This is a genomic window from Flavobacterium sp. GL_143, assembly GCF_057834355.1.
The window spans coordinates 5,128,224-5,154,025 of sequence record NZ_CM174401.1 but is presented as its reverse complement, the minus strand read 5'-3'; the positions used below and the strand labels follow the sequence as shown (position 1 = coordinate 5,154,025).

At 31.4% G+C, this 25,802-nt stretch carries 29 protein-coding genes; 17 read left to right on the top strand and 12 right to left on the bottom strand.

Going from position 1 to position 25,802, the window contains the following annotated elements; genetic code table 11:
• Positions 1–492 precede the first annotated feature (492 nt).
• Positions 493–1,161 (bottom strand): ZIP family metal transporter, encoded by a 669-nt coding sequence (locus AC3IPI_RS21750; RefSeq protein WP_489155687.1) that lies wholly within the window; start codon positions 1,159–1,161, stop codon positions 493–495.
• Between the two features lie 92 nt (positions 1,162–1,253).
• On the bottom strand, positions 1,254–2,018 hold the full coding sequence (locus tag AC3IPI_RS21745) for a class I SAM-dependent methyltransferase (RefSeq protein ID WP_039115147.1): 765 nt from the start codon (positions 2,016–2,018) through the stop codon (positions 1,254–1,256).
• A 164-nt stretch (positions 2,019–2,182) separates the two neighbouring features.
• Between AC3IPI_RS21745 and AC3IPI_RS21740 the strand changes: the two genes are divergently transcribed.
• Positions 2,183–3,346, top strand: a complete 1,164-nt coding sequence (locus AC3IPI_RS21740) for a THUMP domain-containing class I SAM-dependent RNA methyltransferase (protein WP_039118826.1) — start codon at positions 2,183–2,185, stop codon at positions 3,344–3,346.
• A 181-nt stretch (positions 3,347–3,527) separates the two neighbouring features.
• Positions 3,528–3,764, top strand: coding sequence for a hypothetical protein (locus tag AC3IPI_RS21735; protein WP_039115145.1), 237 nt, complete (start codon positions 3,528–3,530; stop codon positions 3,762–3,764).
• A 61-nt stretch (positions 3,765–3,825) separates the two neighbouring features.
• Here the strand turns inward: AC3IPI_RS21735 and AC3IPI_RS21730 are convergent, their stop codons facing one another.
• The 3 genes from AC3IPI_RS21730 to rlmD are packed head-to-tail and all read right to left on the bottom strand — an operon-like array spanning position 3,826 to position 6,613.
• Positions 3,826–4,641, bottom strand: coding sequence for a DUF6048 family protein (locus AC3IPI_RS21730; protein ID WP_489155683.1), 816 nt, complete (start codon positions 4,639–4,641; stop codon positions 3,826–3,828).
• Entirely contained in the window at positions 4,613–5,155 is a 543-nt protein-coding gene (locus AC3IPI_RS21725; protein ID WP_489155681.1) for a DUF6452 family protein, read from the bottom strand. The genes AC3IPI_RS21730 and AC3IPI_RS21725 overlap by 29 nt, the downstream gene beginning before the upstream one ends.
• Positions 5,156–5,200: 45 nt before the next feature.
• Positions 5,201–6,613, bottom strand: a complete 1,413-nt coding sequence (gene rlmD, locus AC3IPI_RS21720; RefSeq protein ID WP_039118823.1) for a 23S rRNA (uracil(1939)-C(5))-methyltransferase RlmD — start codon at positions 6,611–6,613, stop codon at positions 5,201–5,203.
• A 192-nt stretch (positions 6,614–6,805) separates the two neighbouring features.
• Here rlmD and AC3IPI_RS21715 point away from each other — a divergent pair, with 192 nt between their 5' ends.
• Entirely contained in the window at positions 6,806–7,843 is a 1,038-nt protein-coding gene (locus AC3IPI_RS21715) for a sensor histidine kinase (RefSeq protein WP_489155679.1), read from the top strand.
• A 187-nt stretch (positions 7,844–8,030) separates the two neighbouring features.
• Here AC3IPI_RS21715 and cysM read toward each other — a convergent pair whose 3' ends face one another.
• Both cysM and epsC read right to left on the bottom strand, forming a co-directional pair.
• A complete protein-coding gene (gene cysM, locus AC3IPI_RS21710) occupies positions 8,031–8,918 on the bottom strand; it encodes a cysteine synthase CysM (RefSeq protein ID WP_039118821.1) in 888 nt (295 codons plus the stop codon).
• 2 nt (positions 8,919–8,920) lie between these two features.
• The gene (gene epsC, locus AC3IPI_RS21705; RefSeq protein WP_489155676.1) at positions 8,921–9,712 is read right to left on the bottom strand and encodes a serine O-acetyltransferase EpsC; all 792 of its coding nucleotides are present in this window, start codon (positions 9,710–9,712) and stop codon (positions 8,921–8,923) included.
• Positions 9,713–9,900: 188 nt separating this feature from the next.
• Between epsC and AC3IPI_RS21700 the strand changes: the two genes are divergently transcribed.
• Positions 9,901–10,602: a DUF1003 domain-containing protein gene (locus AC3IPI_RS21700; RefSeq protein ID WP_039115134.1), complete on the top strand. Its 702-nt coding sequence runs from the start codon at positions 9,901–9,903 to the stop codon at positions 10,600–10,602.
• Between the two features lie 20 nt (positions 10,603–10,622).
• Here AC3IPI_RS21700 and AC3IPI_RS21695 read toward each other — a convergent pair whose 3' ends face one another.
• Complete coding sequence (locus AC3IPI_RS21695) at positions 10,623–10,886, bottom strand: DUF2752 domain-containing protein (RefSeq protein ID WP_489159247.1); 264 nt, start codon at positions 10,884–10,886, stop codon at positions 10,623–10,625.
• Between the two features lie 123 nt (positions 10,887–11,009).
• Between AC3IPI_RS21695 and AC3IPI_RS21690 the strand changes: the two genes are divergently transcribed.
• On the top strand, positions 11,010–11,195 hold the full coding sequence (locus tag AC3IPI_RS21690) for a hypothetical protein (protein WP_039115131.1): 186 nt from the start codon (positions 11,010–11,012) through the stop codon (positions 11,193–11,195).
• On the top strand, positions 11,185–11,736 hold the full coding sequence (locus AC3IPI_RS21685; protein ID WP_489155674.1) for a DUF8465 domain-containing protein: 552 nt from the start codon (positions 11,185–11,187) through the stop codon (positions 11,734–11,736). Before AC3IPI_RS21690 ends, AC3IPI_RS21685 begins: the two co-directional genes overlap by 11 nt.
• Before the next feature lie 175 nt (positions 11,737–11,911).
• Here AC3IPI_RS21685 and AC3IPI_RS21680 read toward each other — a convergent pair whose 3' ends face one another.
• Entirely contained in the window at positions 11,912–12,904 is a 993-nt protein-coding gene (locus AC3IPI_RS21680) for a hypothetical protein (RefSeq protein ID WP_489155672.1), read from the bottom strand.
• 86 nt (positions 12,905–12,990) lie between these two features.
• Here AC3IPI_RS21680 and AC3IPI_RS21675 point away from each other — a divergent pair, with 86 nt between their 5' ends.
• Positions 12,991–14,121: a cysteine desulfurase family protein gene (locus AC3IPI_RS21675; protein WP_489155670.1), complete on the top strand. Its 1,131-nt coding sequence runs from the start codon at positions 12,991–12,993 to the stop codon at positions 14,119–14,121.
• Between the two features lie 28 nt (positions 14,122–14,149).
• On the opposite strand, the gene AC3IPI_RS21670 is transcribed toward AC3IPI_RS21675, so the two are convergent.
• Together AC3IPI_RS21670 and AC3IPI_RS21665 are read right to left on the bottom strand one after the other, a co-directional pair.
• Positions 14,150–14,722: an L-threonylcarbamoyladenylate synthase gene (locus AC3IPI_RS21670; RefSeq protein WP_039115124.1), complete on the bottom strand. Its 573-nt coding sequence runs from the start codon at positions 14,720–14,722 to the stop codon at positions 14,150–14,152.
• Positions 14,723–14,778: 56 nt separating this feature from the next.
• Positions 14,779–15,855, bottom strand: a complete 1,077-nt coding sequence (locus AC3IPI_RS21665) for a DegT/DnrJ/EryC1/StrS family aminotransferase (protein ID WP_489155668.1) — start codon at positions 15,853–15,855, stop codon at positions 14,779–14,781.
• A 257-nt stretch (positions 15,856–16,112) separates the two neighbouring features.
• Here AC3IPI_RS21665 and AC3IPI_RS21660 point away from each other — a divergent pair, with 257 nt between their 5' ends.
• The 7 genes from AC3IPI_RS21660 to AC3IPI_RS21630 all read left to right on the top strand — a co-directional run bounded on the left by AC3IPI_RS21660 (position 16,113) and on the right by AC3IPI_RS21630 (position 21,919).
• The gene (locus tag AC3IPI_RS21660) at positions 16,113–16,343 is read left to right on the top strand and encodes a phosphopantetheine-binding protein (RefSeq protein ID WP_035621212.1); all 231 of its coding nucleotides are present in this window, start codon (positions 16,113–16,115) and stop codon (positions 16,341–16,343) included.
• Positions 16,344–16,348: 5 nt separating this feature from the next.
• Positions 16,349–17,404 carry a 3-oxoacyl-ACP synthase III family protein gene (locus tag AC3IPI_RS21655; protein WP_489155665.1) on the top strand — a complete coding sequence of 352 codons (1,056 nt, stop codon included), beginning with the start codon at positions 16,349–16,351 and terminating at the stop codon, positions 17,402–17,404.
• Positions 17,401–18,489, top strand: coding sequence for an aromatic ring-hydroxylating oxygenase subunit alpha (locus tag AC3IPI_RS21650; RefSeq protein WP_489155663.1), 1,089 nt, complete (start codon positions 17,401–17,403; stop codon positions 18,487–18,489). Before AC3IPI_RS21655 ends, AC3IPI_RS21650 begins: the two co-directional genes overlap by 4 nt.
• Positions 18,489–19,232 carry an SDR family NAD(P)-dependent oxidoreductase gene (locus tag AC3IPI_RS21645; RefSeq protein ID WP_489155661.1) on the top strand — a complete coding sequence of 248 codons (744 nt, stop codon included), beginning with the start codon at positions 18,489–18,491 and terminating at the stop codon, positions 19,230–19,232. Before AC3IPI_RS21650 ends, AC3IPI_RS21645 begins: the two co-directional genes overlap by 1 nt.
• Positions 19,233–19,240: 8 nt before the next feature.
• Positions 19,241–20,251: a ketoacyl-ACP synthase III gene (locus AC3IPI_RS21640; protein ID WP_489155659.1), complete on the top strand. Its 1,011-nt coding sequence runs from the start codon at positions 19,241–19,243 to the stop codon at positions 20,249–20,251.
• The gene (locus AC3IPI_RS21635; RefSeq protein ID WP_086893932.1) at positions 20,251–20,886 is read left to right on the top strand and encodes an acetyltransferase; all 636 of its coding nucleotides are present in this window, start codon (positions 20,251–20,253) and stop codon (positions 20,884–20,886) included. The genes AC3IPI_RS21640 and AC3IPI_RS21635 overlap by 1 nt, the downstream gene beginning before the upstream one ends.
• A 76-nt stretch (positions 20,887–20,962) precedes the next feature.
• Positions 20,963–21,919: a glycosyltransferase gene (locus tag AC3IPI_RS21630; RefSeq protein WP_489155657.1), complete on the top strand. Its 957-nt coding sequence runs from the start codon at positions 20,963–20,965 to the stop codon at positions 21,917–21,919.
• On the opposite strand, the gene AC3IPI_RS21625 is transcribed toward AC3IPI_RS21630, so the two are convergent.
• The gene (locus AC3IPI_RS21625; protein WP_489155655.1) at positions 21,920–22,936 is read right to left on the bottom strand and encodes a glycosyltransferase family 2 protein; all 1,017 of its coding nucleotides are present in this window, start codon (positions 22,934–22,936) and stop codon (positions 21,920–21,922) included. It lies immediately after the preceding gene.
• Positions 22,937–23,051: 115 nt separating this feature from the next.
• Between AC3IPI_RS21625 and AC3IPI_RS21620 the strand changes: the two genes are divergently transcribed.
• From AC3IPI_RS21620 to AC3IPI_RS21610, 3 genes are all read left to right on the top strand, one after another.
• Positions 23,052–23,915: a hypothetical protein gene (locus tag AC3IPI_RS21620; RefSeq protein WP_039115122.1), complete on the top strand. Its 864-nt coding sequence runs from the start codon at positions 23,052–23,054 to the stop codon at positions 23,913–23,915.
• A 145-nt stretch (positions 23,916–24,060) separates the two neighbouring features.
• Positions 24,061–24,825: a Kdo domain containing protein gene (locus tag AC3IPI_RS21615; protein WP_489155653.1), complete on the top strand. Its 765-nt coding sequence runs from the start codon at positions 24,061–24,063 to the stop codon at positions 24,823–24,825.
• Positions 24,826–25,046: 221 nt separating this feature from the next.
• On the top strand, positions 25,047–25,796 hold the full coding sequence (locus AC3IPI_RS21610) for a glycosyltransferase family 2 protein (RefSeq protein ID WP_039118799.1): 750 nt from the start codon (positions 25,047–25,049) through the stop codon (positions 25,794–25,796).
• The last annotated feature ends 6 nt before the right edge of the window (positions 25,797–25,802 follow it).

Below are 25,802 nucleotides of genomic sequence, written 5' to 3'. Positions count from 1 at the left end.
TTTGGCATCTATTATAGAGTATTCTAACATGTTTTAATCCAGAGGTTTCGGGTAATGTTATTAAATTAAGGAAAAATCTATAATAGTGTATCGAATAAATTTATCGCAAAGGCGTGAATTTTTTATAAACATCAATTATCCACACTGTTTGTCATTTCGACGAAGGAGAAATCTCCACAAGAAACTCCGCAACGAGAGTCCTAGCTTTGTAGAGTTGCTCACGAAGATTTCTCCTTCGTCGAAATGACAAGATTGTGTTTAAGCTTTGCGTTTTACATCTTTACAAGATTAATGTTGCTTTCTAATAAGCTTAACTTAATAACATTGGACTTCGGAACTGTTAGATGTTTTTTGAAAACGATAAGTTCTAGTTTTTGCGTGAGGGATAGGAGCTAACTACCGAAGTAGTGCGGATAGCCCGACCGTATTTACAGAAGGCGCATATAAGCGGTTTGCTAAATAGCGCCTTTTGTAAATGTGGTCACGCCCAAACTATATAAAATATGCCAAAGCGATTCCGAATATAATCATCGAAATTTTGGCAATATTAAATTTGTGTCCTTCGCTACTTTCAAAGATTATAGTTGATGAAATATGGAATAATATCCCGATTACTACGGCTGTGATTTCGGTGTAATAATCATTTAAAAATGGTAAATATTCCGATGCAATAGTTCCTAGAGGTGTCATGATTGCAAAGGTTATCATAAATGCGAAAATGGCTTTTTTGTTAAGCTCGGCATTGATGAAAAAAGTGGTCAAGATAATTGCAATAGGCAAGTGATGTATGGCAATTCCTATGACGATATCGTGGTGGTGACTCACAGGAAATCCTTCTAGGAAAGCATGAATACATAAACTTATAAAGAGCAGCCACGGAATTTGGTGCATTTTGGCATGACCATGTACATGCCCGTGCTCAGCTCCTTTAGAGAAAAACTCAAGTATGATTTGGAATAAAATTCCGAGCATTATAAATAACCCAATATTGTGGTTGTGGGATTCGTAAACTTCTGGCAACAGATGCATTACTGTAAGTGATAGCAGGAATGATCCGCTAAAAGCCAATAAAAGTTTAAGATTGGTTTTGTCTTTTGGTTTAAGTACCAATGCAACAATATATCCTAGTAATACAGAAAGTAGGGGTAATAGATAATTCATCTTTTTGTTTAATCGGTTTTTTGTTTAATCGTTTTGTCGATTTTGTTACTTTGCTTAATCGATTAAACAAATTAACAGTTAAACGATTGAACCTATTTAAAAATCATGATTAATCGTTCGCTATCAGTTTTATGGAATTTCTTTAGTTTATAATCACCAAATGTATCCAAAAGGAAAATACCTGCTTGTTCCATTAAGTCTTCGAAATCTTTTAATGTTAGGGCTTTTACTTTTTCGGTAAAATGAAATTTACGTCCTTGGTCTTCAAAATCTATTTCTTTAAAGATATGTCCGTCCTCTACGTATCGTTTGATATGGAAATCAATATCGTCGACAGTTTTTACTTCTTCGGGAACTAGTGTTTCGATTACTTGTGTTACGTTCATAAAATCGATTACGGCAAAACCATACTCGCTTAAACTTGCTTTTATAGCTTTTAGCGTGGTAAGATTATCGTCGTCACTTTCGAAATAACCAAAACTGGTAAACAAATTAAAAATAGCATCAAATTTTTCTTCGAATGGTTCGCGCATATCGTGCACTTTAAAATGCAAAGTTTCATTGCTATTCTTGCTAGCTTCGGCAATACTGTTTTCGGATAAATCGGCTCCTAGAACATTAAATCCTAGTTGATTTAAATAAATAGAATGGCGTCCTTTTCCGCAAGCTAAATCAAGTACATTGGCTTTTTCTGGAAGATTAAGATAATGTGTAAGATTATCCATGAAAATTTGCGCTTCTCTATAATTTCTGTCTTTATATAGTATATGATAATAGGGTGTGTCGAACCAAGAAGTGAACCAGTTTTCGGACGGTTGGTTTGTATTTGGGGTAGATGGGTTATGTGCTTCAGACATTTATTCTTTTTCAATTAATTCAAGTCCCGCAAATTTAGTGTATTTTTGCTGAAAAATAACTATTTTGCAAGTGATAGACTAACAATGTCGCTGTGTAAATTCGAAAATTTTTTATTACAGATTGATTTTAGTTTAAATAAATCTGTTTTAATTTAAATATAAAAATGGAAGATAATTTTAAAATGGTGGCCAAAACCTTTTTTGGCTTTGAAGAAATTTTAGCAAAAGAACTACAATTGCTAGGAGCACAAGATGTTGAACAAGGTGTGAGAATGGTAAGTTTTAAGGGGGACAAAGGGTTTATGTACAAAGCCAACTTGTCGTTGCGTACAGCATTGAAGGTGCTAAAACCAATTTACTTTTTTAGAGCAAATAATGAACAAGCTTTATATAAAGGTATTTCGGGGGTAAACTGGTCTAAGCTTATAAACGCTAATCAGACTTTTGTGATTGATGCAACTGTGCATTCAGAACATTTTAATCACTCTGAATTTGTTTCTCAAAAGTGTAAAGATGCTATTGTAGATCAATTTAGAGAACGTACCGGACAAAGACCAAGTATTGATAAAGCACATCCGGATTTAAGGATTAATGTGCATATCGATAAAGATCAGGTTTCGGTTGCTTTGGATACTTCTGGTAATTCATTACACCAACGTGGGTATAGAACGGCTACAAATATTGCTCCTATAAATGAAGTATTGGCAGCAGGAATTTTATTGCTGTCTGGTTGGGAAGGTCAAGGTCATTTTCTAGACCCGATGTGTGGTTCGGGAACTTTTCTTGCTGAAGCGGCTATGATTGCATGTAATATTCCAGCGAATATTAACAGAAAAGAGTTTGCTTTTGAAAAATGGAACGATTGGGATAATGATTTATTTGATCAGATTGTAAGCAGTTTGATGAAAAAAACTAAAGAGTTTCATTATACTATAAAAGGTTTTGATAAAGCACCAAGTGCTGTTAGCAAAGCTAAAGACAATATTAAGAATGCTAACTTGGAGGATTATGTCACTATTGAAGAGAATAACTTTTTTGATACTGAAAAAACAACTCAAGGAACTTTACACATGGTATTTAATCCGCCTTATGATGAGCGTTTGGATATTCATATGGAAGAATTCTATAAAAACATTGGCGATACATTAAAGAAAAATTACCCAGCAACTAATGCTTGGTTTATTACTGCCAATCTTGAAGCCTTGAAATACGTTGGGCTTAAACCATCTCGTAAAATCAAACTTTTTAACGCAAGTTTAGAAGCCAGATTAGTAAAATACGAAATGTACGAAGGAAGTAAGAGAACTAAGTTTCAGGTAACTGAATAATTTAAGGTTCTAAGTAACTAAGATACTAAGTTGCTGAGTTTTTTTAAGCTCAGGATCTTAGAGCCTTAGTAAGCTTAAAAGAAAATAATAATTTAAGGTTGTAAGTGGCTAAGATACTAAATTGCTGAGTTTTTAAGCTCAGGATCTTAGAGCCTCAGAACCTCAGTAACTTTAAAAAAAAATGACAAAATTACAAGTAAGAGCTTTTTTATATCAGTTGGGCTGTTTTGCTATATTATTTATATTAGCTCGATTTTTGGTAGCTGAATACTCAGGATTAACAGGATTTTGGGTTCCTATGACAGCATTTGTTATTGGAACTCTTTTGTCTCCAAAATTTCAAGCCGCTAAAACTAAAGATGGTGAGAAACTTTTTATGAAATGGATTTTCATGAAAGGAATTAAAGAAATAGGGTAGTGCCTATTTATATTTTACAATTTGGTTATTGTTATATGAATAACCAAATTGTAAGATTATATTATTTTTTGGTTTCTATTTCTGGGATTACTACCTTTTTCTTATAAATAGGAATAAAGTAAGAAACTGTATAGTTGAAACCAATTCCGAAATTACCGTTATATGTTCGGTTGAATCCAGGAATATAAAGATTATCGAAGTTGTCTGGTTTTTTGTTTGTAACCAATGTTTTTAATTGCACGCTGAAGCCTACAAATATATTATTGATTACTTTTACTTTTACTCCTGCATTTACTTCTAGCCAACTAGCAGATAAACCACTATACTTTGTGCCTGAAACCTCAGGAGGAAGTTCTCCCCAATATCTATCTGAATTGTATATTTTATATGTATTTAATTCTTGGCTAAATGTGCTGAAACCATAACGCAAACCGACTGATATTATGTTTTCCATATCAAGCCAGTTTTCATACAAATTGTAATCAAATCCTGCTTTTATGTAGGTGCCATTTGTTGTTGAATTAAGCCTGTCATCATCGGTAGTTTTATCTTCTATACCTATTTCGGCAGCCAGATAATATTTTTTGGATAATCGATAATCTCCTACGAATTCTACACCTTTATAGTCTGAATCATATAAGCTGCGAGTCAATTTATACAAATCGACACCAAAACGTACTCCATAACGATCAGTTTTTGCAGGAATGCTATCTTTTTTAGCTTCTTGTGTAGCTGCTTTTTTGGGAGTAGTCTTTACAGGTTTTGTTTCAGTTTTGTTTGTTAGCGTAGTTTTGGTTGTAGGTGTTTCTTGGGCTTGAACCAAAAACAAAGACAACATAAGGCAAAAACTAAAAATATACTTTGATGTGTGTCTCATTTTCTAATTCAATATTAAACTTTTCTACATTAACAACCTGCATCCAAAATCCTTCTGCAAGATCAGAATCGGTGTGTATAAATGGTATATTCCGATCTAATTCAAAAGTGGTTTTATAGCCACATGCTCTTGAAACAAAAATATTTTGATGGGTATAATTAAATTTCAATCTATCTTCGTTTATCAAAGCCGTATTTGGATCATTGTAATTTAAAATAAAACGATACGTTGTGCTTTCGGCATTTGTTTTAAGCGGTATAGAAATAGTATTTCCATTAGCGATGTATTTGTCTGCCTCGAGAAGAGCATTTTCATTAAAGACAATACCTTCAGTCATCCCTTCGCCAATCACTTTTAGGTTTCTTACATTTTTAGGAACAGAAGTGTTACCGCGGTCAAAAAAAGAAATTACCAATCGAGGTGTCGTAGGTGTATTAGCATCACAAATATCATCTTTTTCACATCCTGAAAAAGTGAAGGCAATTATGATTATTATAAAAAGTATTTTTTTCATTTATTGTTTGTGATTTATGCTTCACACGTTTTTGTTTACTAGAACTTAGCGAAGTTCCAAAAGTACAACATTTTCTACGTGATGTGTCTGCGGGAACATATCTACTGGTCTTACGCGAGTTACTTTGTATTTTTCATCCATTAATGCCAAATCACGTGCTTGTGTAGCCGAGTTACAGCTTACATAAACTACCTTTTCTGGAGCAATTTTCATAATTTGTTCAATTACATCTTTATGCATTCCGTCACGAGGTGGATCAGTAATAATAACATCTGGTTTACCATGTGTAGCGATAAAACTTTCGTTAAATACAACTTTCATGTCTCCAACAAAAAACTCACAATTGGTAATATTATTGCGTTCTGCATTTGCTTTAGCATCTAGAATTGCTTCTGGAACACTTTCTACACCAATTACTTTTTTAGCTTTTTTAGATACGAACTGTGCTATTGTTCCAGTCCCTGTGTAAAGGTCATATACTGTTTCGTGACCAGAAAGACCTGCAAAATCACGAGTGATTTTGTATAACTCATATGCTTGATCAGAATTGGTTTGGTAAAAAGATTTTGCATTGATGCTAAATTTTAAACCTTCCATTTCTTCCAGAATGTAATTTCTACCTTTATATAGTTTTACATCCTGATCATAAATTGTATCATTAGCTTTTCCGTTTACAACATATTGTAGCGATGTTATTTCTGGAAATTTATCATAAAGATGATCTAAAAGTAATTCTCGGTTAGCCTTATCTTCTTCAAAAAACTGAATCAATACCATGATCTCTCCAGTTGAAGCAGTACGAATCATAAATGTTCTTAATAAACCAGAATGTTCTCTTGGATTAAAAAAAGCTAAGTTATGTTCATTAGCAAAAGCTCTGATTTCGTTTCTAATTGCATTTGATGGATCTTCTTGCAGATGACATTTATTAATGTCTAGAATTTTATCCCACATTTTAGGAATATGAAAACCTAATGCATTACGATTCCCTAAATCTTCGGTACTATCAATTTCTTTTTCGGTTAACCAACGGCTATTCGAAAATGAAAATTCCATTTTGTTTCTGTAAAAAAACTGTTTTTCTGAACCTAAAATATTTTCAAATTCTGGAAGTTCAATTTTTCCTATACGTTGTAAGTGATTTTTAACCTCATTTTGCTTGTAGTACAACTGTTGGCTGTACTTCATGTTTTGCCATTTACATCCTCCACAAACACCAAAATGCTCACAAATTGGTTCTATGCGATGTTCTGAATATTCGTGAAAACGAACTGCTTTTCCTTCATAATACGCTTTGCGTTTCTTAAAGGTTTGTACATCTACCACATCTCCCGGAACTACGTTCGGGATAAATATTACTTTTCCGTCGGGAGCTTTTGCTACCGATACGCCTTTTGCTCCAGCATCAAGGACTTGTATTTGATGAAAGACAACTTTGTCTGTATTTTTTCTTCCCATAGCGCAAAAATAAGGGTTTGTAAACTTTTATAAATTTAATTTCGGAAAAATTTTATCAATTTCTTTTATTTAACATTTATTTTGTGTTTAAAAGTTAACTTTGTTTTAATCTAGAACCCCAAATTCTATGGCTTATCAGGAACTTACACTATTTTTATGAAGTTGTATCACATCTTGTCGAAGATTAGTTTTTTGAAGAAAAGCTATGCGTTTAAATTTCTTTTTGTTGCTTTTATAGGCATTCATATTCCGTTAATCGGAATTTTGTTTTTTGTCCTTTATGGTAACAATACAATTTCGGCCAATTCTATTTTGATTTTTTCTTTAATCATGACCTTATTTGCTACTTTGGTTACATTGGTGGTAATAACTCAATTAATAAAACCAATTGTTGTTGCATCTAAAGCATTGGATAATTATAGAACAGCCCGAAAGTTATCTGTTTTGCCATCTCTATACGAGGATGAAGCTGGATTACTAATGCGTAATATTCAGGAATCTATTGATGAAGCGGAGAGTTTTATAAATGAAAAGCAAGATTTGATATATATGATTTCTCATGATTTAAGAAATTTTGCAGGAAACCCTCAGGGATTAGCAAAGCTTATTATAGAAGAGAATCCGTCAGAATCGGTTAAAAATATGGCCGAATTAATTTGTGAATCGACAGATTTACAGTTTCGATATATCGAAAATTTTATTAAATTATTAAAACAACAAGATGAAATTGCTAAATCGAGTTCGGTAATCAAAACAATTCAAATAGCGCCAATTCTTCCAGCTGTAAGAGAACAAGTATCACAGCTTTTGGCACAAAAAAATATTAAGTTGGTTTCGGATATTACAGTTGACGAAGCTGTACTTAAAATAGATGAAGGGTTGCTAATTCAGGTTCTTGTGAACTTGATTAGTAATGCCATAAAGTTTTCTTATTCTGGAAGCGAAATCTTATTGCGTATTTTTGAGGATAATGAGGAGTTGGTTTTTACTGTTTCGGATAATGGGACTGGTTTTGACCAGAGTCAAATCGAAGAGTTGTTTAAAAAATTCACGAAAATGAGTAAATTAGGAACTGCCAATGAAACTTCTACAGGAATTGGATTGTATTTATGTAAAAAGATAATCGATAAGAATGGAGGTAAACTAAGTGCAATGAGCCTTGGGAGAAATAAAGGAGCGACTTTTACAATTGTCTTTTCTTATAACAATTCTGAGAAACTTAGTTTTTAAGGTTCAAAGGTTCTGAGTAACAAAGGTTCAAAGTTTTTTTGTGTCAAGTTCAGAGTCTTTGCAATTTTGTATCTTTTTTTAAGGTTCTAAGAAAACAAAATTGCAAAGATTTTTTTGTAGCAAGCTTTTAAAACCTTAGTACCTCAGTCCCGAAGCTTCGGGATTGCAACTTTGAACCTTTTTTCTATCAATCAAATAAATCTGAAGATAGATAACGATCACCACGATCACAGATTACAGCAACAATTACCCCAGACTCTAGTTGGTTAGCAATTTTTAGAGCTACAGCTACAGAGCCTCCGCTACTCATTCCTGCAAAGACACCTTCTTCTAGCGCTAATCTTTTTGTCATATCGCGTGCTTCTTGTTCGCTTACATCTACAATAGTATCTACTTTTTTAGCATCAAATATTTTTGGTAAATATTCTATTGGCCATTTTCTTATTCCTGGAATTTGAGAACCATCGCTTGGTTGTGCTCCAATAATTTGAATATTGGTGTTTTTCTCTTTAAGATAAGTTGATGTGCCAATAATAGTTCCAGTGGTTCCCATTGCCGAAACAAAATGAGTTACTTTTCCATCGGTATCATTCCAGATTTCTGGACCAGTGGTTTTGTAATGTGCTTTCCAGTTATCATCGTTTGCAAACTGATTTAGCATAATGTAACCACCTTCGGCAACTTTTCTTTCGGCATAATCTCTTGAGCCGATTATTCCTTCGCTAGCAGGCGTTAAAATAACTGTAGCGCCATAAGCCCGCATAGTTTGTACACGTTCTTTGGTAGAATCCTCAGGAAGGATTAATTCGATATCAATACCCATTAATTGTGCGATCATTGCAAGTGCAATTCCGGTATTACCACTTGTAGGTTCGATAAGTTTATCACCTTTTTTAATATCGCCTCTCTCCATAGCTGAAAAGATCATATTATATGCTGCTCTATCTTTTACACTGCCGCCAGGGTTATTTCCTTCAAGCTTTAATAAAAGTTTGACGTTTTTATTTTTGACTAAATTCACTGTTTCCATCAAGGGAGTATTTCCTATCAGGTTTACTAATGTATGAGTGTTCATAATTATCTTTTTTCTTTTACTTTTACTTCGGTTGTGGTGGTATTGGTTACAATAGATTTTTCTGGGATAGATTTAGTAATCCACGCATTTCCGCCAATAATACTGTCTTTGCCAATAGTGGTTTCGCCTCCTAATATTGTAGCGTTGGCATAAATGCAAACATTTTCTTCAACAGTAGGATGTCTTTTTGCATTTTTCATTTCCTTGGCTATGCTTAATGCACCTAAAGTTACACCTTGGTATATTTTTACGTGTTTTTTTATAACTGTTGTTTCGCCAATTACAATTCCTGTTGCGTGATCGATAAAAAACGGAGAAGCAATCGTTGCTCCCGCATGAATATCAGTTCCCGTAATTCGATGCGCATATTCACTCATTAATCTTGAAAACAGCAATAAGTCTAGTTTATATAATTCGTGACTTAGTCTATATATGGCAATAGCGTAAAAACCGGGATAAGCCAAGTATACTTCTTCGATGCTATTTGATGCAGGATCATTCTCTAAAATATATGTTGCGTCTTGAATTAATTTTTCCAAAACAGTAGGTAGTTTTTCCAGAAACTGTTCCCAAATCGATTCACAGGAATTTTCTGATTTTTTGCAAGCTATTATCGCAATTTCTTTAAAGCATTTTTCAAGTTCATTGATGCTTTTGTCTAAAGGAGCATTAGAGTCGAATAAAGTATAAAATAGCTTCTCTGTAAAATCTTCCGTCTTAGTTTTGATTCCGTAGTTTATAGTAGTGTGGCTCTTTAAAGCATTTATATTTTGGATAATCATATTTTTTGTCACAATTATAAAATTGAATTGTTAGTTTGAAATGTTAAAAGTAATGTGTTTTTTGTAAATAGAGGTAGTAATTGGTTAAAGAAATTTAGTCATTAACATTCTGTTTGCAATAATTAAAAAAAATTAAGCAGCGCTAAAGTTGTTAGTATAAAGCGAATTAAAAGAGTAAATTAGCTTATAAAATTATTAAAATGAAAACAAACGGAATGTTTAAAAGTACACTTTCACATATTTCTTATCCTGAGAGTGAAAAAGTATCAGGAAAATCCATTCAGAGCCCAATTTTCGCATTAATTGTTGCTGCTTATCCGTTATTTACCCGAGAAGGATATATTTCGATACATGAATTAAATGTATTTCGAGAAAAATATATTTCGAATTATTTATCTGAAGAGATTGGAGTACTTTCTAATCTTGAAAAGAATGTAATTGGATCTTTAACGGATGAAAAACTTTTAGTAAGTGCTGTTGAAGATGATATGGGGCCAAGAAGTTTTGGTCAAAAAATAGCAGATAAAGTTGCTGATTTTGGAGGAAGCTGGACTTTCATTATTCTGTTTGTAGTTTTTATAATGTTATGGATTTCCATTAATATTTATATTTTGACAAATAAAGGTTTTGATCCCTATCCGTTTATTTTACTTAATTTGATTTTGTCATGTGTTGCTGCTTTGCAAGCTCCAGTAATTATGATGAGCCAAAATCGTCAGGAGGAAAAAGATCGTGACAGAGCTAAAAAGGATTATATGATTAACCTAAAATCAGAATTAGAAATAAGAATGATGCATGAAAAATTAGACCATTTAATTTTGCATCAACAACAAGAATTAATCGAAATTCAGAAAGTGCAAATTGAAATGATTAATGATATTTTGAATCAGATAAAAAAATAATTATTCTGATTTGTGAAGAATTAATAATAGTGCTTGTACGCATAACCTAATATCATTATCACGCTATTTGTGATGCCAAAAATCCAAAGAGGTTTTTTGTAATTTCGACTTTTATCAAAAAAATATAAAGCAATAATCACCAAGAATAATAGGCTTGTATAAAGCGCTGGATACATCTCAAAAGTTGCTTTAAAATCACCTTTAAAAAGTAGGAATAAAGCGCGCTGGAAACCACATCCTAAACACTCTATTCCAAAGAGTGTTTTGCTTAAGCATGGCAGCATATATTTTTCTAGATTCAAGAGATTTGGTTTTTACAATTTTACAAAAAATATTCGAATGCGTTTCAAGAATAATTAGATCGTATTTTAAAGTTGATTACTTTTGGAATCTGATAACGTATTAAAATGAAAAAACTAAGAATCCCAATAATGATAATTGCAATTTTGATTGCATTATATGAACAGTCATCTGCGGATAAAAATATTTATATTACAATTATTGCGATTGTAATTTTTATGATAGGGATGATGCAGTTAAGTGCAAAAACGCCAAGTAAAAATCAAGATAAAGAAGAGGAAGATGTTGAATAAAGGAGATAAGGTTTCGGTTCTGGACGAGGCTATAAATGGAGTAGTGTTATCGACTAAAAATAACGAGGTAACGATAGAAACTGAGGATGGATTTATGATGACATTTTTTGTCAACGAGTTAATTAAGATTCATGATTCCAGTAACTTAATGAATTCTATTAAAAGAATTGATATAAGTGAGGTTTCAAAAGAAAAAGAAGAGCCAAAAGCAAGGAGTTTTGTGAAAGAACGCAAGGATAAACGCGAAATTCCTGCCCCTGAATTTGATTTGCATATCGAAAAATTAGTGCCAAATAAACGCGGAATGTCTAACTATGATATTTTGACTTTGCAGACAGAAACGGCAAAACGACACATTGAGTTTGCAATTAGAAATCGTATTCCTAAAATTGTTTTTATTCATGGTGTTGGCGAAGGGATTTTAAAAGCCGAACTTGATTTTTTGTTAGGACGTTATGACGGAATCAATTTTCAGGACGCCAATTATCAAAAATATGGCTTAGGAGCAACTGAAGTTTATTTTTTGCAAAATGCTAAATAAAGTATATTTTAAGGCATAAAATAAATTAGTATTAAGCATAAAAAAAACGTCTGTTTTTAAAGAGAATTTCAATTTGAAACTCAATTTAAAAACAGACGTTTTTGTAAGAATTATTTTTTCTAAGTATGGGTAGTAACATTCGAAAAAGGGATTTTTTGAATGTTGTTTTTTTGTTTTATTTACTGGTTGTTATTTCGCCTAAGACAAAAGCATCACCTAGTTTGAACACATTAGTTCCTTTCTGTAAAGAAACTTTTTTAAGTGTTATTGTATGTAAAAAACCTGTGCTTCCTATACCTGTAGTCTTAACTTCTATAATACCACTTTGTTCAGCAATACCATTTATACCTGCCCAAATTTGAGTTACTGAAGGAGTAGTTGGAGGGATGGCTTTACAGAAATAATCTTTTGTTAAAACACCTCCTTTATAAGTACGATATATTACTTTGTTTGTTGTGTCATTGATTAATCCAGTTCTAGGAGCATCAGGAGGAGTAACTTCGTTTACTATTAAACTAGGGTCAATATTATCGATAGTAATTGATTCACTAGATCCAGCATTATAATTGTATACTTGTTTTAACTCAGTGCATTGTCCTGCGTTTGACGCAAGAAAAGGTTGTGCTAAAGTAGCAGGTGTAACGGTCGTATTATAATCTCCGAATGAAAATGTTTGATAAGTTTGAGGCCCACTAGGTTTATCAAATGTAATATTATTAAAAACGATGTTATAGTTGTATCCTGTTATACGAGTACTATTATTGGTTTCATTGGTTACAATAATAGGAGATGTGAGAACTCTAATTAACCCTGAAGTTGCTATCCATTCTTCAATTACATTAGGAGTTGCGGGCGGGATAACAGCGCAAATATTATTTTCCTCAATTTTACCATTATAGGCGCGATAAATAACACGATGATCGGTAAGGTTGATGTCGTAAAATTTTGGTACTATATTTGGCTCTCCTCCAAAAATGGTTTTAGGTACGTAGAGTAATAATGATTCCTTCTCTTTTAGTTTAAAAAGTAGAGAGCTTAGAACTGTATCATCAGTAGGACAATTTAATGTTTTAGTATCTTCAAAATTAATGAGATCAACCGATAAATCTCCATCGTCACAACCGTTTAATAGAAAGGCAAATAATAGTATGCTTGCAATTTTTTTCATTATGTTTTTATTTGGGTCAAAAATAGTGAAAAAAATGATAATTGATATTTAAGAATAGACAATTGATATTTCATAACTTTGCCCCAATGAAAAAAGTATACCTCGATAACGCCTCTACAACTGCCATACGTCCAGAAGTCATTCAGGAAATGACAAAAGTAATGACAGAAGATTATGGAAATGCATCATCGCCACACAGTTCTGGACGTAATGCTAAGACAATTTTAGAACTTTCAAGAAAAAGTATAGCTAAACAATTTAATTGTTCGGCACAAGAGATTATTTTTACCTCTGGTGGTACCGAAGCTAATAATTGGATACTTCGTTCGGCTGTAAAGGATCTAAAAGTTGAACGTATTATTACTACCAAAATCGAGCATCATGCCGTTTTGCATACTGTTTTGGTATTAGAATCAGAATATAATATTCAGGTTGATTATGTAAATATTAATTCTGATGGTTCTATAGATTTAACTCATTTGTCAAATTTACTTTCAGCTGAGAAAAAAACATTGGTGAGTTTAATGCACGTTAATAACGAAACTGGGACTGTTTTAGACTTAGAAAGAGTAAGTGTTATATGTAAGCAATATGATGTGCTATTTCATTCGGATACGGTGCAATCTGTAGGTAAGGCAAAAATTGATTTACAAAGCAATTTGCTAGATTTTATTGTTGCAAGCGCTCATAAATTTCATGGGCCAAAAGGAATTGGTTTTGCTTTTGTTCGAAAAAATTCGGGATTACAACCATTACTTTTTGGAGGAGAGCAAGAAAAAGGCTTGCGAGCAGGGACAGAGGCTGTACATCAGATTGCAGGTATGGCTAAAGCTTTGACACTTTCTTATGAAAACTTAGATAATGAAAAAGAATATATTTTAGGATTAAAAACCTATTTAATTACTCAATTAGAGAAAGAATTACCAGGTTTTAGAATTAACGGAACAAAAGATGATTTCTATACAATCCTGAATGTAATATTGCCTTTTTCGGTAGACAAAACATCGATGTTGTTGTTTAATCTAGATATGAAAGGAATTGCAGTTTCTAGAGGAAGTGCTTGCCAATCGGGGAGTATTAGACCATCCCATGTTTTAAAAGAAATGCTTTCGGAAGCTGATTTAAAACTTCCGAATTTGCGAATTTCTTTAAGTCATTATAATACCAAGGAAGATATCGATTGGTTAATAGAAAGTTTGAAACTAATTGATAATTAACAATTGTTAATTATCAATTAGTTCTAAATTACTTACGGATTACTTTTACTTGAGAATCACTTGTAAGTTTTATAATTGTAGATGGTTTTCCTGCTACTTTATCGTGATATAGGTTTACTACATAATCAACTCCCTTAATGATTTCAGGATTAATGTCTTTGAAAGCTATTGGTGTAGGTTGTCCAGAAATATTAGCCGAAGTTGATACTAGAGGCTTTTTCATTCGCTCTAAAAGCTTAAAACAAAAAGGCTCTTTTACTATTCTAATTCCCAAAGAATTATCTGGAGCAATAATATTTGGAGCTACATTTCGGGGTTTGTCTAAGATAATCGTTGTTGGTTTTTCAGACAAATCCATAATTTGCCAAGCTACTTCAGGAATATCTTTAAATACATTATACATCATTTTTTCGCCATTCATTAGGCAAATCATGCTTTGAGTTTCGGCTCTTTGTTTCAGTTTGTATATTTTGGCAACAGCTTCAGGATTTGTTGCATCACAACCAATTCCCCAAACAGTATCGGTTGGGTAAAGTATAATTCCGCCATTTTTAATGACTTCGTATGCGTTGAGAATTTCGGTGTTTATGTCTTGACTCATAAAGTTTGGATATTAAATGAGAGATAAATTTTCATGATAGCAGCGTATAACTGATACTATGATACTTCTTTGTTTATAATTTGAACAATTTTTTCTAAATCTTCAGGAGTAAGTCCTACGTAAAGTGGTAAACAAACTATTCTTGATGCAATAGATTCAGATATTGGCATTGCATCGCCTTTTGTGTAATCAATGGTGTTTAGCGATGGGTAAAAATAACGTCTTGGAATTATATTTTCTTTTTGTAATTCTTCCTGAACTCTCAATAATGTTGTTTCAGAATCAAAAAGTAAAGGATAATAACTATGGTTCCATTCTGTGTTTTCTCTAATTTTTATGCTTTTTAAGTTGCTGAAATTTAGATTTTCATTGTAAAAATCAGTTACTTTTTTTCTTTCGGCAATAATGTGTTCCATATATGGGAAAATCGCTAATCCCATAGCCGATTGTAATTCAGAAATTTTAGCATTAATTCCAAGGCCATGAAAAGCAAGAGGTCCATTGTGGCCAAAATTATGACTGTAAAATAATTGATGATGTATTTCTTTGTCATTACAGAACATTGCTCCACCTTCTCCTGTGTGAAATAATTTTGTTGCATGAAAACTACAAGTGCTTACATCTCCAAAATTAAAAAGAGATTGATTGTTGTATTTAACGCCAAAACAATGTGCAGCATCATAAATAACCTTGAGGTTATGTTTTTTTGCAATAGATTCTATAGCAGTTACGTGACATGGATTTCCGAAAACATGAGTGGCTAATATTGCCGTAGTTCTTGGAGTTATTGCAGCTTCGATTTTGGTTTCATCTATAGTTAGATATTCAGGATGAATGTCTACAAAAAAAGGTTTGCAATTTTCCCACACAATTGCAGCCGAAGTGGCAACATATGAAAAAGGAGTTGTTATTATTTCGCCTCCTTTGCCAAATAATTTTAATGCAATTTGTATCGGGATTGTACCGTTATTAGTAATTGTTAGGTTAGAAACACTAAGATAATCTTTAAGTTTTTGTTCTAATTCTAATGTCAGTTCACCACGGTTTGTGAGCCAAGCTTTATCCCACGCACGTTTTACATAAGAATTGTATTCTTCTTGTGGAGGTAAAAAAGTTTTGGTTACAGGAATCATTTTAATTATGGATTTAGTGAGTTTAATTAACCGTTAAGGGTAAACTATTGTTATATTTGCGGGGTAAAAATAGGAAAAGAAACCTAATTTATTAGTATAAGTCAATATTATAAAAGAAGAAGAAATATTCTTAATGTCAGACTTGTTTGAAGAACAATATTTTAAGAGTAGTTTTTTCCTGTACAACAAGAATATTTTTTATAAACTTATTACAGAATTTAGATACATAATAAACCCAAAATAAAATTAAGAATAATATGGAAATCAACACTTTTTTGCAAAATTTTGCAGATATTTTAGATGATACGGATGCAACATTAATAAAACAAGAAACTGTTTTTAGAGATTTAGAGGAATGGGATTCATTAACAGCCTTATCATTAATTGCTATGGCGGATGAAGAATATTCAGTAAAATTAACTGGAGATGATATTAAATCTTCAAATACATTAAACGATATCTTCGAAATAATAAAAAATAAAGGGTAATTGAAATGGCTACTTTTTCAGTAAATAATATTGCAATAAAAGGTATTTCATGTTGCGTTCCTAAAAACACAGAACGTAATATTGATTTAGATATATTGACACAAGAAGAAATTCAGAAATTCATTGATGCAACAGGCGTTGAAGAACGACGTATTGCAACTAAGGAAATTTGTACTTCTGATTTATGTTGTGAGGCTGCTGAAAAATTAATCAAAGATTTAAATTGGCAGAAAGAAGAAATAGAAATCTTAGTTTTTGTTTCTCAAACTGCTGATTATATTTTACCCGTTTCTGCGGCTATACTTCAGGACAGATTAGGATTATCGACAAATTGTATTGCTTTTGATGTGCCATTAGGATGTTCAGGGTATGTTTATGGTATGTCGATAATTGCTAGTATGATGAATTCAACAGGAATTAAAAAAGGATTGCTTTTGGCTGGAGATACCAGTAGTAAATTGCTTTCAAAATCAGATAAAAGTACCGTTCCACTTTTTGGAGATGGAGGTAGTGCTACAGCATTTGAGCTTGATGAAAAAGCAGAGCGTTTGCTTTTTGATTTAGGTACAGATGGTTCAGGTTATAAAACGATAATCGTAAATGATGGAGGTTCTAGAAACAGAACAAATTCTGAGTCCTTGACCTATCATACTATTTCGCCAGGAATCGAAAGAAATGCTTGTCAGCTAATTTTAGACGGAATGGATGTTTTTAGTTTTGGGATCTCACAGGCTCCTAAGACCGTAAATAAACTTATCGAAAAATTTGAGATTGATAAAGATGCTATAAATCATTTTGTATTTCATCAGGCAAATTTGATGATGAACAAAATGATTGTTAAAAAACTAAAACTACCCGTTGAGAAAGTTCCTTATTCTTTGAAAGAATTTGGAAACACATCTTCTACAACAATTCCTTTAACAATAGTAACGGAATTAAAAGATAGTCTTGCTAATACTAGTCAGGATTTGATTTTATGCGGATTTGGAGTTGGTTTATCTTGGGGAACAGCCAAAATAAGGTTGGATAATGTTATGATTTCAGATTTAATAGAAATATGACAAAAAATTTAAATTACATAGACGAAGCCGTTTATCAAAAAGAGAAATCTTTGTTTTTTGATGAATCCTGGATATTAGTTGCTCATAAAAATGAATTATTAAACAATAATGATTTTGTAACTTTTGAGTACTATGGAGATAAAATTTTTATCCAAAACTTTAATGGTACAATAAAGTCTTTTCAAAATGTGTGTTTACACAGATTTAATACAATACATCAGGAACCTTATGGAAATAGAGTTTCTTCTTGCTTATACCATAATTGGACCTATGGCAAAAAAGGTAATGTAGTAGGTCTTATGTGTCGAAACTCATTCGAGAAAGATAATATAAATGAATTAAGGCTTAAAGAATACGAAGTTGGTTATTGTGGTGATTTTATTTTTATAAAATTAAATAATCAGCTAGATAAAAATTTAGAAGAGTATTTAGGGAATATATTTACTCCGTTAGAAGATATAAGCAAGCATTTTGGGACAAAAACAATCGATTATACAATTGAACACAATGTAAATTGGAAACTTTTGGTCGAAAATGTTTTAGAGTGCTACCATTGTACATCTGTACATGAAAATTCATTTGCAAAAATGGGATTTGGTTCAGTATCTCCCGAAAAATTTGATTTTTATAATGCACATAGCTGGTGCGAATTTCCAAAAGGAGAAAGCGCAAAACAGAGTAAAATTATTGAAAAGTCATTATCAGGCAGAACATTTAAAACACAGGGATATTTACATTTTTATATCTATCCTAATGCATTTATAAGTTCGGTAGAAGGAAAAGGGTTTTATTTTGGCTTTATGCTTCCCGAGTCACCTTCTAAAACAAATTTAAGAGTACGTTATTTCTCTCCAAAATTTGATAAAGACCTAAGCGAGTCAGAGCAAAATATTATTGATTTTATTAATAATAGTTCAAATGAATCCTTAGATTTAGTTTTAAATGAAGATAAAAAAATCATTGAAAATATTCAGTCGAATTTAGTGAATTTTAAAGACAGTTCCCCAATATTTGGAGATGAAGAATTTAGAATTTTAAAGTTTTATGAATATTTTAATGGTAAAAAAGAATTAAAAGATATATAATGAATCCATTTGATTTATCAGGAAAAAAAATAGTAGTAACCGGAGCCTCTTCGGGTATTGGTTATGAAACTTGTTTAGCAATAACAAGACAAGGAGGGACTTTTATAGCTATAGCAAGACGCAAAGATTTTCTCGAAAAATTAATTGAGGAATGCGGTAATGAAAACAGCTTTATAGTTGCAGATTTATCTAAAATGGAAGATATCAAAGCTATTGTAGATACCATCGAGAATATAGATGGAATTGTGCATTCAGCAGGAGTTGTAACATTAGCCCCAGCTAAATTTTATTCAGAAGAATTAATGAATGAGATGCGATCGATAAATTTTGACTCAATTGTATATCTGATTAATTTAATTTTTAAAAAGAAAAAAATAAATAAAGGAAGTTCAATTGTTTTGGTTTCATCGATTGCTGGTTTGTTTGGCATGAAAGGAAACGGAATTTATGCAGCAAGCAAAGGAGCATTAATTGCTATCTCAAAAGTTTGGGCAGCTGAATTTGCTACAAGTAAAACGCGTGTAAATTGTGTTTCACCAGGAATGGTTAAAACAGAAATAACATCCAAGTCTATTGAAGATTTATCTTTAGAAGTAATTCAGCAAGATGAAAAGAAATACCCTTTAGGTTATGGAGATCCAATTCAGGTTGCAAATCCAATTGTCTTTTTATTATCTGATGCAAGTAGTTGGATTACGGGACAAAATATAGTTTTAGACGGAGGAAGAACATCAACGATATAATTCTGACAATGAAAGCTAATATAAAAGCCATTTCGTATTATTTACCCGAAGCTATTTTATCTAATGATTTAATTAATCAGGAATTTCCAGAATGGGATATTGAAAAAATCAGTTCAAAAACTGGAATCAATTCTCGTCATATAAGTGCAAATGATGAATTTTCATCAGATATGGCCGTAAAAGCTGCCGAGAAATTATTTGCTGAGCATAATATAGATAAATCGACTATTGATTTTTTATTATTTTGCACACAGAGTCCTGATTATTTCTTACCAACTACAGCCTGTATTATTCAGGAAAAATTAGACTTAAATACTACTATAGGAGCCTTAGATTTTAATTTAGGATGCTCAGGGTTTGTGTATGGTTTGAGTTTAGCAAAAGGACTAATTGCAGGAGGAATGGCAAAAAATGTTTTGTTGATTACTTCGGAAACCTATTCGAAATTTATTCATCCTAAAGACAAAAGCAATAAAACAATTTTTGGAGATGCTGCAGCTGCAACATTAATAAGTAGTGAAGAAGGATTTTGTACTATTGGTAACTTTATCTTTGGAACGGACGGAAAAGGAGCAGAGAATCTAATTGTAAAACAAGGAGGAATGCGTTTTCCTGTTTCAAACAATAATGAAGATATTTCTGATGAGTTTGGAAATGTCCGAAATGACAAAAATTTATTCATGAATGGAACCGAAATCTTCAACTTTACAGGAGAGTTTGTTCCAAAGCTTACAGAGGCAATTTTAGAAAAATCTAGTCTGACAAAAGATGATATAGATTTGTTTATTTTTCATCAAGCGAATAAGTATATGCTTAATCATTTGAGAAAAAAAATCAAAATACCAGAAGAAAAATTCTTTATCTCAATGCAACATTGTGGTAATACCGTTTCATCTACAATTCCGATAGCATTGTATGAAGCCCAAAAAGAAAATAGATTAGTAAATTGTCATAATTTGATAATAGCCGGTTTTGGAGTAGGATATTCTTGGGCAGCATGTAATTTAATAATTGAGTAATGAAGAATTTAATAATAATAGGAGCAAGAGGATATGGTCGTGAGGTTCATGACTTAGCAAAACAATGTTCGGGATATAATACTGAATATGTTTTAAAAGGTTTTTTGGATGATAAATCTGATGCGCTTGCAGGTTTTGAAAATTATCCAGAAATTATTTCATCAGTCGAGAGTTATGAAATTCAAGAGAATGATGTTTTTGTTTGCGCATTAGGAAGTGTAAAATGGAAAAAACATTATGTAGAACTAATTCTAGACAAAGGAGGAAAGTTTATTAACTTAATTCACCCTTCGGTAATTTTAAACACGAATGCAGTTATAGGTAATGGATTAATAGCTTTTATGAACTCCAATATAAGTAATGATTGTGTGATAGAAGATTTTGTTACAATACAAGGTTTTGTAGGATTAGGACATGATACAAAGTTAGGCAAATGGTCTCATTTAAACGCTTATTGTTTTACGGGAGGGTTTGTGGTGTTAGAAGAAGAAGTTTGTTTAAATACAAGAGCTACAATATTACCAAATGTAGTTGTACGCAAAGGAGCTACAGTTGGTGCGGCAAGTTTAGTTATTAGGAATGTAAAAGAGAATACAACAGTTTTTGGAGTTCCTGCCAAAAAACTTGAATTTTAAATTAAATACAAAAGAAAACGTAGGCTTTTAATAGAGATATTAAGCAGATAGTTAACTACATTTTAGATATAATTTCATGAGAGATCAACATAATATTATTTTAAATTGGAAAGGTAATCCAGAACAACCTTTGGTAAGTATTTTGTGTGATACATACAATCACGAAGGATTTATTCAGGAAACTCTTGAAGGTTTTTTAAGCCAAGAAACGACATTCCCTTTTGAGATAATTATACATGATGATGCTTCTACAGATAAAACTGCGACTATCGTAAAAGAGTTTGTAGATAGATATCCATTGATCATTAAGCCTATCTTTCAGAAAGAAAATCAATATTCTAAAAAAGTTAATTTTTGGAGTGATCTTACTTTTCCGATGGCACAAGGAAAATATATTGCTTTGTGTGAAGGAGATGATTATTGGATTGATGCATCGAAGTTACAAAAGCAAGTTGATTTTTTAGAAAGCAATGATGATTATGTAATAACATGGACTGATTTTTTTACTAAAAAAGGAACGGAATTAGTTCCAAATGATTTTAAGGATACTTTGCCTTCAGTTTATACTATTGATTTTGATAATCTTTTTGTTCCTTATTGTACCTATACTTTAACTTGTCTTTTTAGAAAATCGGCGGTTGATCCACTTGATTATAAAAAGTTTACTTACGGAAAGGATAATACACTTTATTCTTTGGCATTATGTCACGGAAAAGGTGCTTATATGAATTTTCAAAGTGCCGTTTATAGATGGCATCCAGGAGGAATATATTCTTTAAAATCTGCTTTCTTTCAGCGATATTCATCATATCTCAATCTAAAAGAAATATACGAATGTATTCCAGAAGCCAGAACAAAGAATGTGGCAAAAATTATGAATTCATTATTGAAATATTCAGCACAGGAAGCTTTGAAATTAGTTAAAGATAAAAATCAAGATAAAACAGAACCTAAAAAAGCAATCAAAGCATTTTTAGCGAATGCTGGTTTTTTAACTAAAATAAAATTTCTTTGGCGTTATATTAAAACCTAATTATTTCTTCAGGTTAATTATAGATTTAAATAAAAGAACAATTTTGTCCAGCCCATTTATTTTCTGGAAAAGTTTATTCTCATTTTTTCTTAAATGATTATAATAGGAAATATTATAGTTGCTAGCATTACGAATTGTACGTATTAATGTCCTGTTTATGTGTTCTTCAAGTTGAGGATGATCAAAGTTTTTTAGTTTTTCATTTTGTGAAAGTAAAAATTTAGAAGCATTTATAACTTCAATTACTTCGTCAGTAACGAGTCCTCTTTTTATAGAAAGTGCATTTATGTAAAAATCTATTTTAGGATCAGCAGGATTTATCCCAAATTCTGTCATTTGGTTTGCTTTTACTCTTTTTATAGATTTATTTACATTGTCAATTTTTGTCTTGCTAATGTTATTATTATGCTGTCTATAATTTAATAAAGATTCTTGGATATTGTGAAACTTAGTTTTAGGCAACAACCTGCTCCATAAATCATAATCTTCAACAGGGACATAATCATTATTAAATTCTAAATTATTTAAAGCGTCTTTTTTTAGCATAACTGTTGGGTTTCCGATACCGCAGCTATGTAAAAATGAAATTTTTATGTGGTCATGATCTTCACCATGTCTGATAACTTTATTTTGCTTTGATCCAAAAAAGGTAAACCACGTTCCGCATACTCCAATCTCGGGATTGTTTTTTAGAACTTCTACTTGTTTCTCAAAGCGATTTGGTAAAGCAATATCATCGGCATCCATAAGGGCAATAAAATCACCTTTTGCAATCTGCATTCCTTCATTTCTAAGGTTTGCAGGGCCAACGTTTATTTTTTTGTCAATTATAATAATTCTTGAATCTTTCTGCTGGCATTGTTTAATTACTTCTAAACTATTATCGGTAGATTTATCATTCAGGATTAGTAATTCAAAGTCAGTATATGTTTGGTTCAGAATGCTTTCTATGCTTTCTTTTAAAAAAGGCTCTGCATTATATACGGGCATTATAACAGAGATTTTTGGAGTGTGCATGATATTTGTTATTAACAGAAAAACGCAAATATATAATATTACTTTTTCAATTGAGGTTAGCTCTAAAAATAATTTTAATTAATATTAGTACATTTGTACCTTTAAATATAGATAAATGAAAAAAATTCAAGTTGGCTTTTTGGTTTCTTATGATTATAGTTATCTTAAAACTGCTCTTCCTCAAGTATATAAAGAATCAGATTCAATTTTTTTAGCAATTGATAAAGAAAGAAAAACTTGGAAAGGGGAGTCTTTTATTATAGAAGACGAATTTTTTCAATGGATTAAAGCAGTAGACGTAGATTCGAAAATTCAGATTATAGAAGAGAATTTTTATTGCCCAGAACTAAACAGTATGGAATGTGAAGTTCGTGAACGTAAAATATTATCTGAAAAAATGGGTATTGGTAATTGGTTAATCCAATTAGATTGTGATGAGTATTTTTTAAAATTTAAAGAATTTGTTGCTTTTTTAAGAACTAAAGATCATTTTCTTGACAACCCTGAGAAAAATCAAGTTCAAATATCTCCTTATCTGATAAATCTTTATAAGAGAGTTGATAGTGGTATGTTGTATGTTGAAAAAACATCAAAAGTTATTGTAGCTACAAACTATCCGAGTTATAAGATTGGAAGAAGAACACGTAAGAGGGTAATTTATTATAAAGGATTGGTTCTTCACGAATGTGTATCGCGCTCAAAGGAAGAATTAGAGATGAAGTTCAGCAATTGGGGGCACGACTTTGAGATTAATAAAAAGGCGCTTATAGAAAAATGGGAAAGTGTAAATGAGAATAATTACAAAACTATATTCGATTTTTATTATTTAGAGCCAGAAAGATGGAAAAGACTAGAATTTGTTAAAGGAACTACGTTTGAAGAAATAAAAGAGAATCTGGATCTTGAAAAGATAATGCCTACCTCTTTTTTTATATGGAAAAAGAACTTTGGACAATGGTTTAAAGATTTCTTTGTATAATCGTACTATGTATAAAATTTAAAAAGTAGCAGCAAGTTTTTATTCAAGACTTGCTGTTTCTTTATACTTTATTTATGAAAACAGGATATTAATTTGAAGTGTTAACTTCTATGCGTATTTTTGTTTTTTTATAAAAATCTACTAAATGAATTTCAAAATAAATCCAGTTTTTGCTAACGAAACGACATCAATACTTGATAAAATTAAAGCATTTAATAGCTCAGGTACCCTTTTAGGGAATGGTCAGCGTAATGTTATTAAATTATTTGATTTAAATGATAAGGTAGTCAATATAAAGTCATTTAAAATCCCCAATTTAATAAATAAAATTGCTTACAAATACTTTCGAAAATCGAAAGCAAGGCGTTCTTTTGAGTATGCTACAATTTTATTAGAAAAAGGTATCGGAACTCCAATGCCGATTGCTTATTTGGAGAATTATAATTGGTTAGGACTTAGGGATAGTTATTATGCAAGTGAGCATTTAATAACCGAGCTTACTTTTAGAGAACTTGTAGAGATTCCGGATTATCCAGATCATGAAAATATACTAAGGCAATTTACCAGATTTAGTTTTGGTCTACATGAAAAAGGAATTGAGTTTTTGGATCACTCTCCAGGCAATACATTAATCAAAAAAAATGCAGATGGTAATTATAGTTTTTTCTTGGTAGATTTAAATAGAATGGAATTTCATGATTCTATGAGTTTTGAGATGCGAATGAAAAATTTATGTAGATTGACACCTGTTAAGGAAATGGTTGCTGTAATGAGTAATGAATATGCTAAACTATATGGCAAATCTGAGCAAAAGATATTTGATACTTTATGGAAGTATACTTCAGACTTTCAGGAGCATTTTTATAGAAAAAAACGTTTAAAAAAGAAACTTAAATTCTGGAAGAAATAATTAATACAATTTATTTCGCTTATACTTCATAAAATTAATATTGGAAAACATTATCGTATATTACTTTTTTTTCTTAATCATAATCGATTTTTACTGGACAAATAAGCTTTTTCTAAAAATAATTTACAAACTATTTTTAGAGAGACATAATTGTAACAAAAGATTAAGGATTGAATAATCAAAAAAGTTATATTTTTGTGTTTCATATATTAAATTTTAAAATGAAAATTAGTGGATTGATTATTACTTTCAATGAAGAAAAAAATATAGGAAGATGTATTGATGCTTTATTCAGAATTTGCGATGAGGTAATTGTTGTAGATTCTTTTAGTAAAGATAAAACAGCTTCTATTGCAAAAGAAAAAGGAGCAATTGTTATTGAACAATCTTTTTTAGGAGATGGACCACAACGTACATATGGTTTACCATATTGCAAGAATGATTGGGTTCTTAATCTTGATGCAGATGAATTTTTAGATAAAGACGCTGAAGACTTTATTTTAAAAGAAAAGTATTTAGAAGGCAGTTATGATGCTTTTAGTTTTAGAGTAAAAAACTTTTTAGGAGATAAACTTATAGATTTCTCAGGTTGGTATCCAGATTATAAAGTTCGTTTTTTTAATAAAAAATCAGCCCATCCTTCTAACTCGATTGTACATCAAAGCGTAGTAACTCAAAGAGAGAAAAAAGTTCCTGTACATATTTTACATTATGGTTGGGAATCATTAGAGCAAATTATTTCAAAGAAAAATCAATATTCTACTTGGCATGCACAACAACTTTTTGACCAAGGAATAAGAATTTGTTTTTTTAAACCTGTCCTTAACGGAACTGTCGCTTTTGTTCGTTGTTATTTTTTTAAGAAAGGTATTTTTAACGGAATAGACGGATTGTCAATTGCAATGATTCAGAGTTTTTTTTCTTATATGAAATATGCTAAACTTTTAAAGCTTCAAAAACGAAAAATATAAAATTCA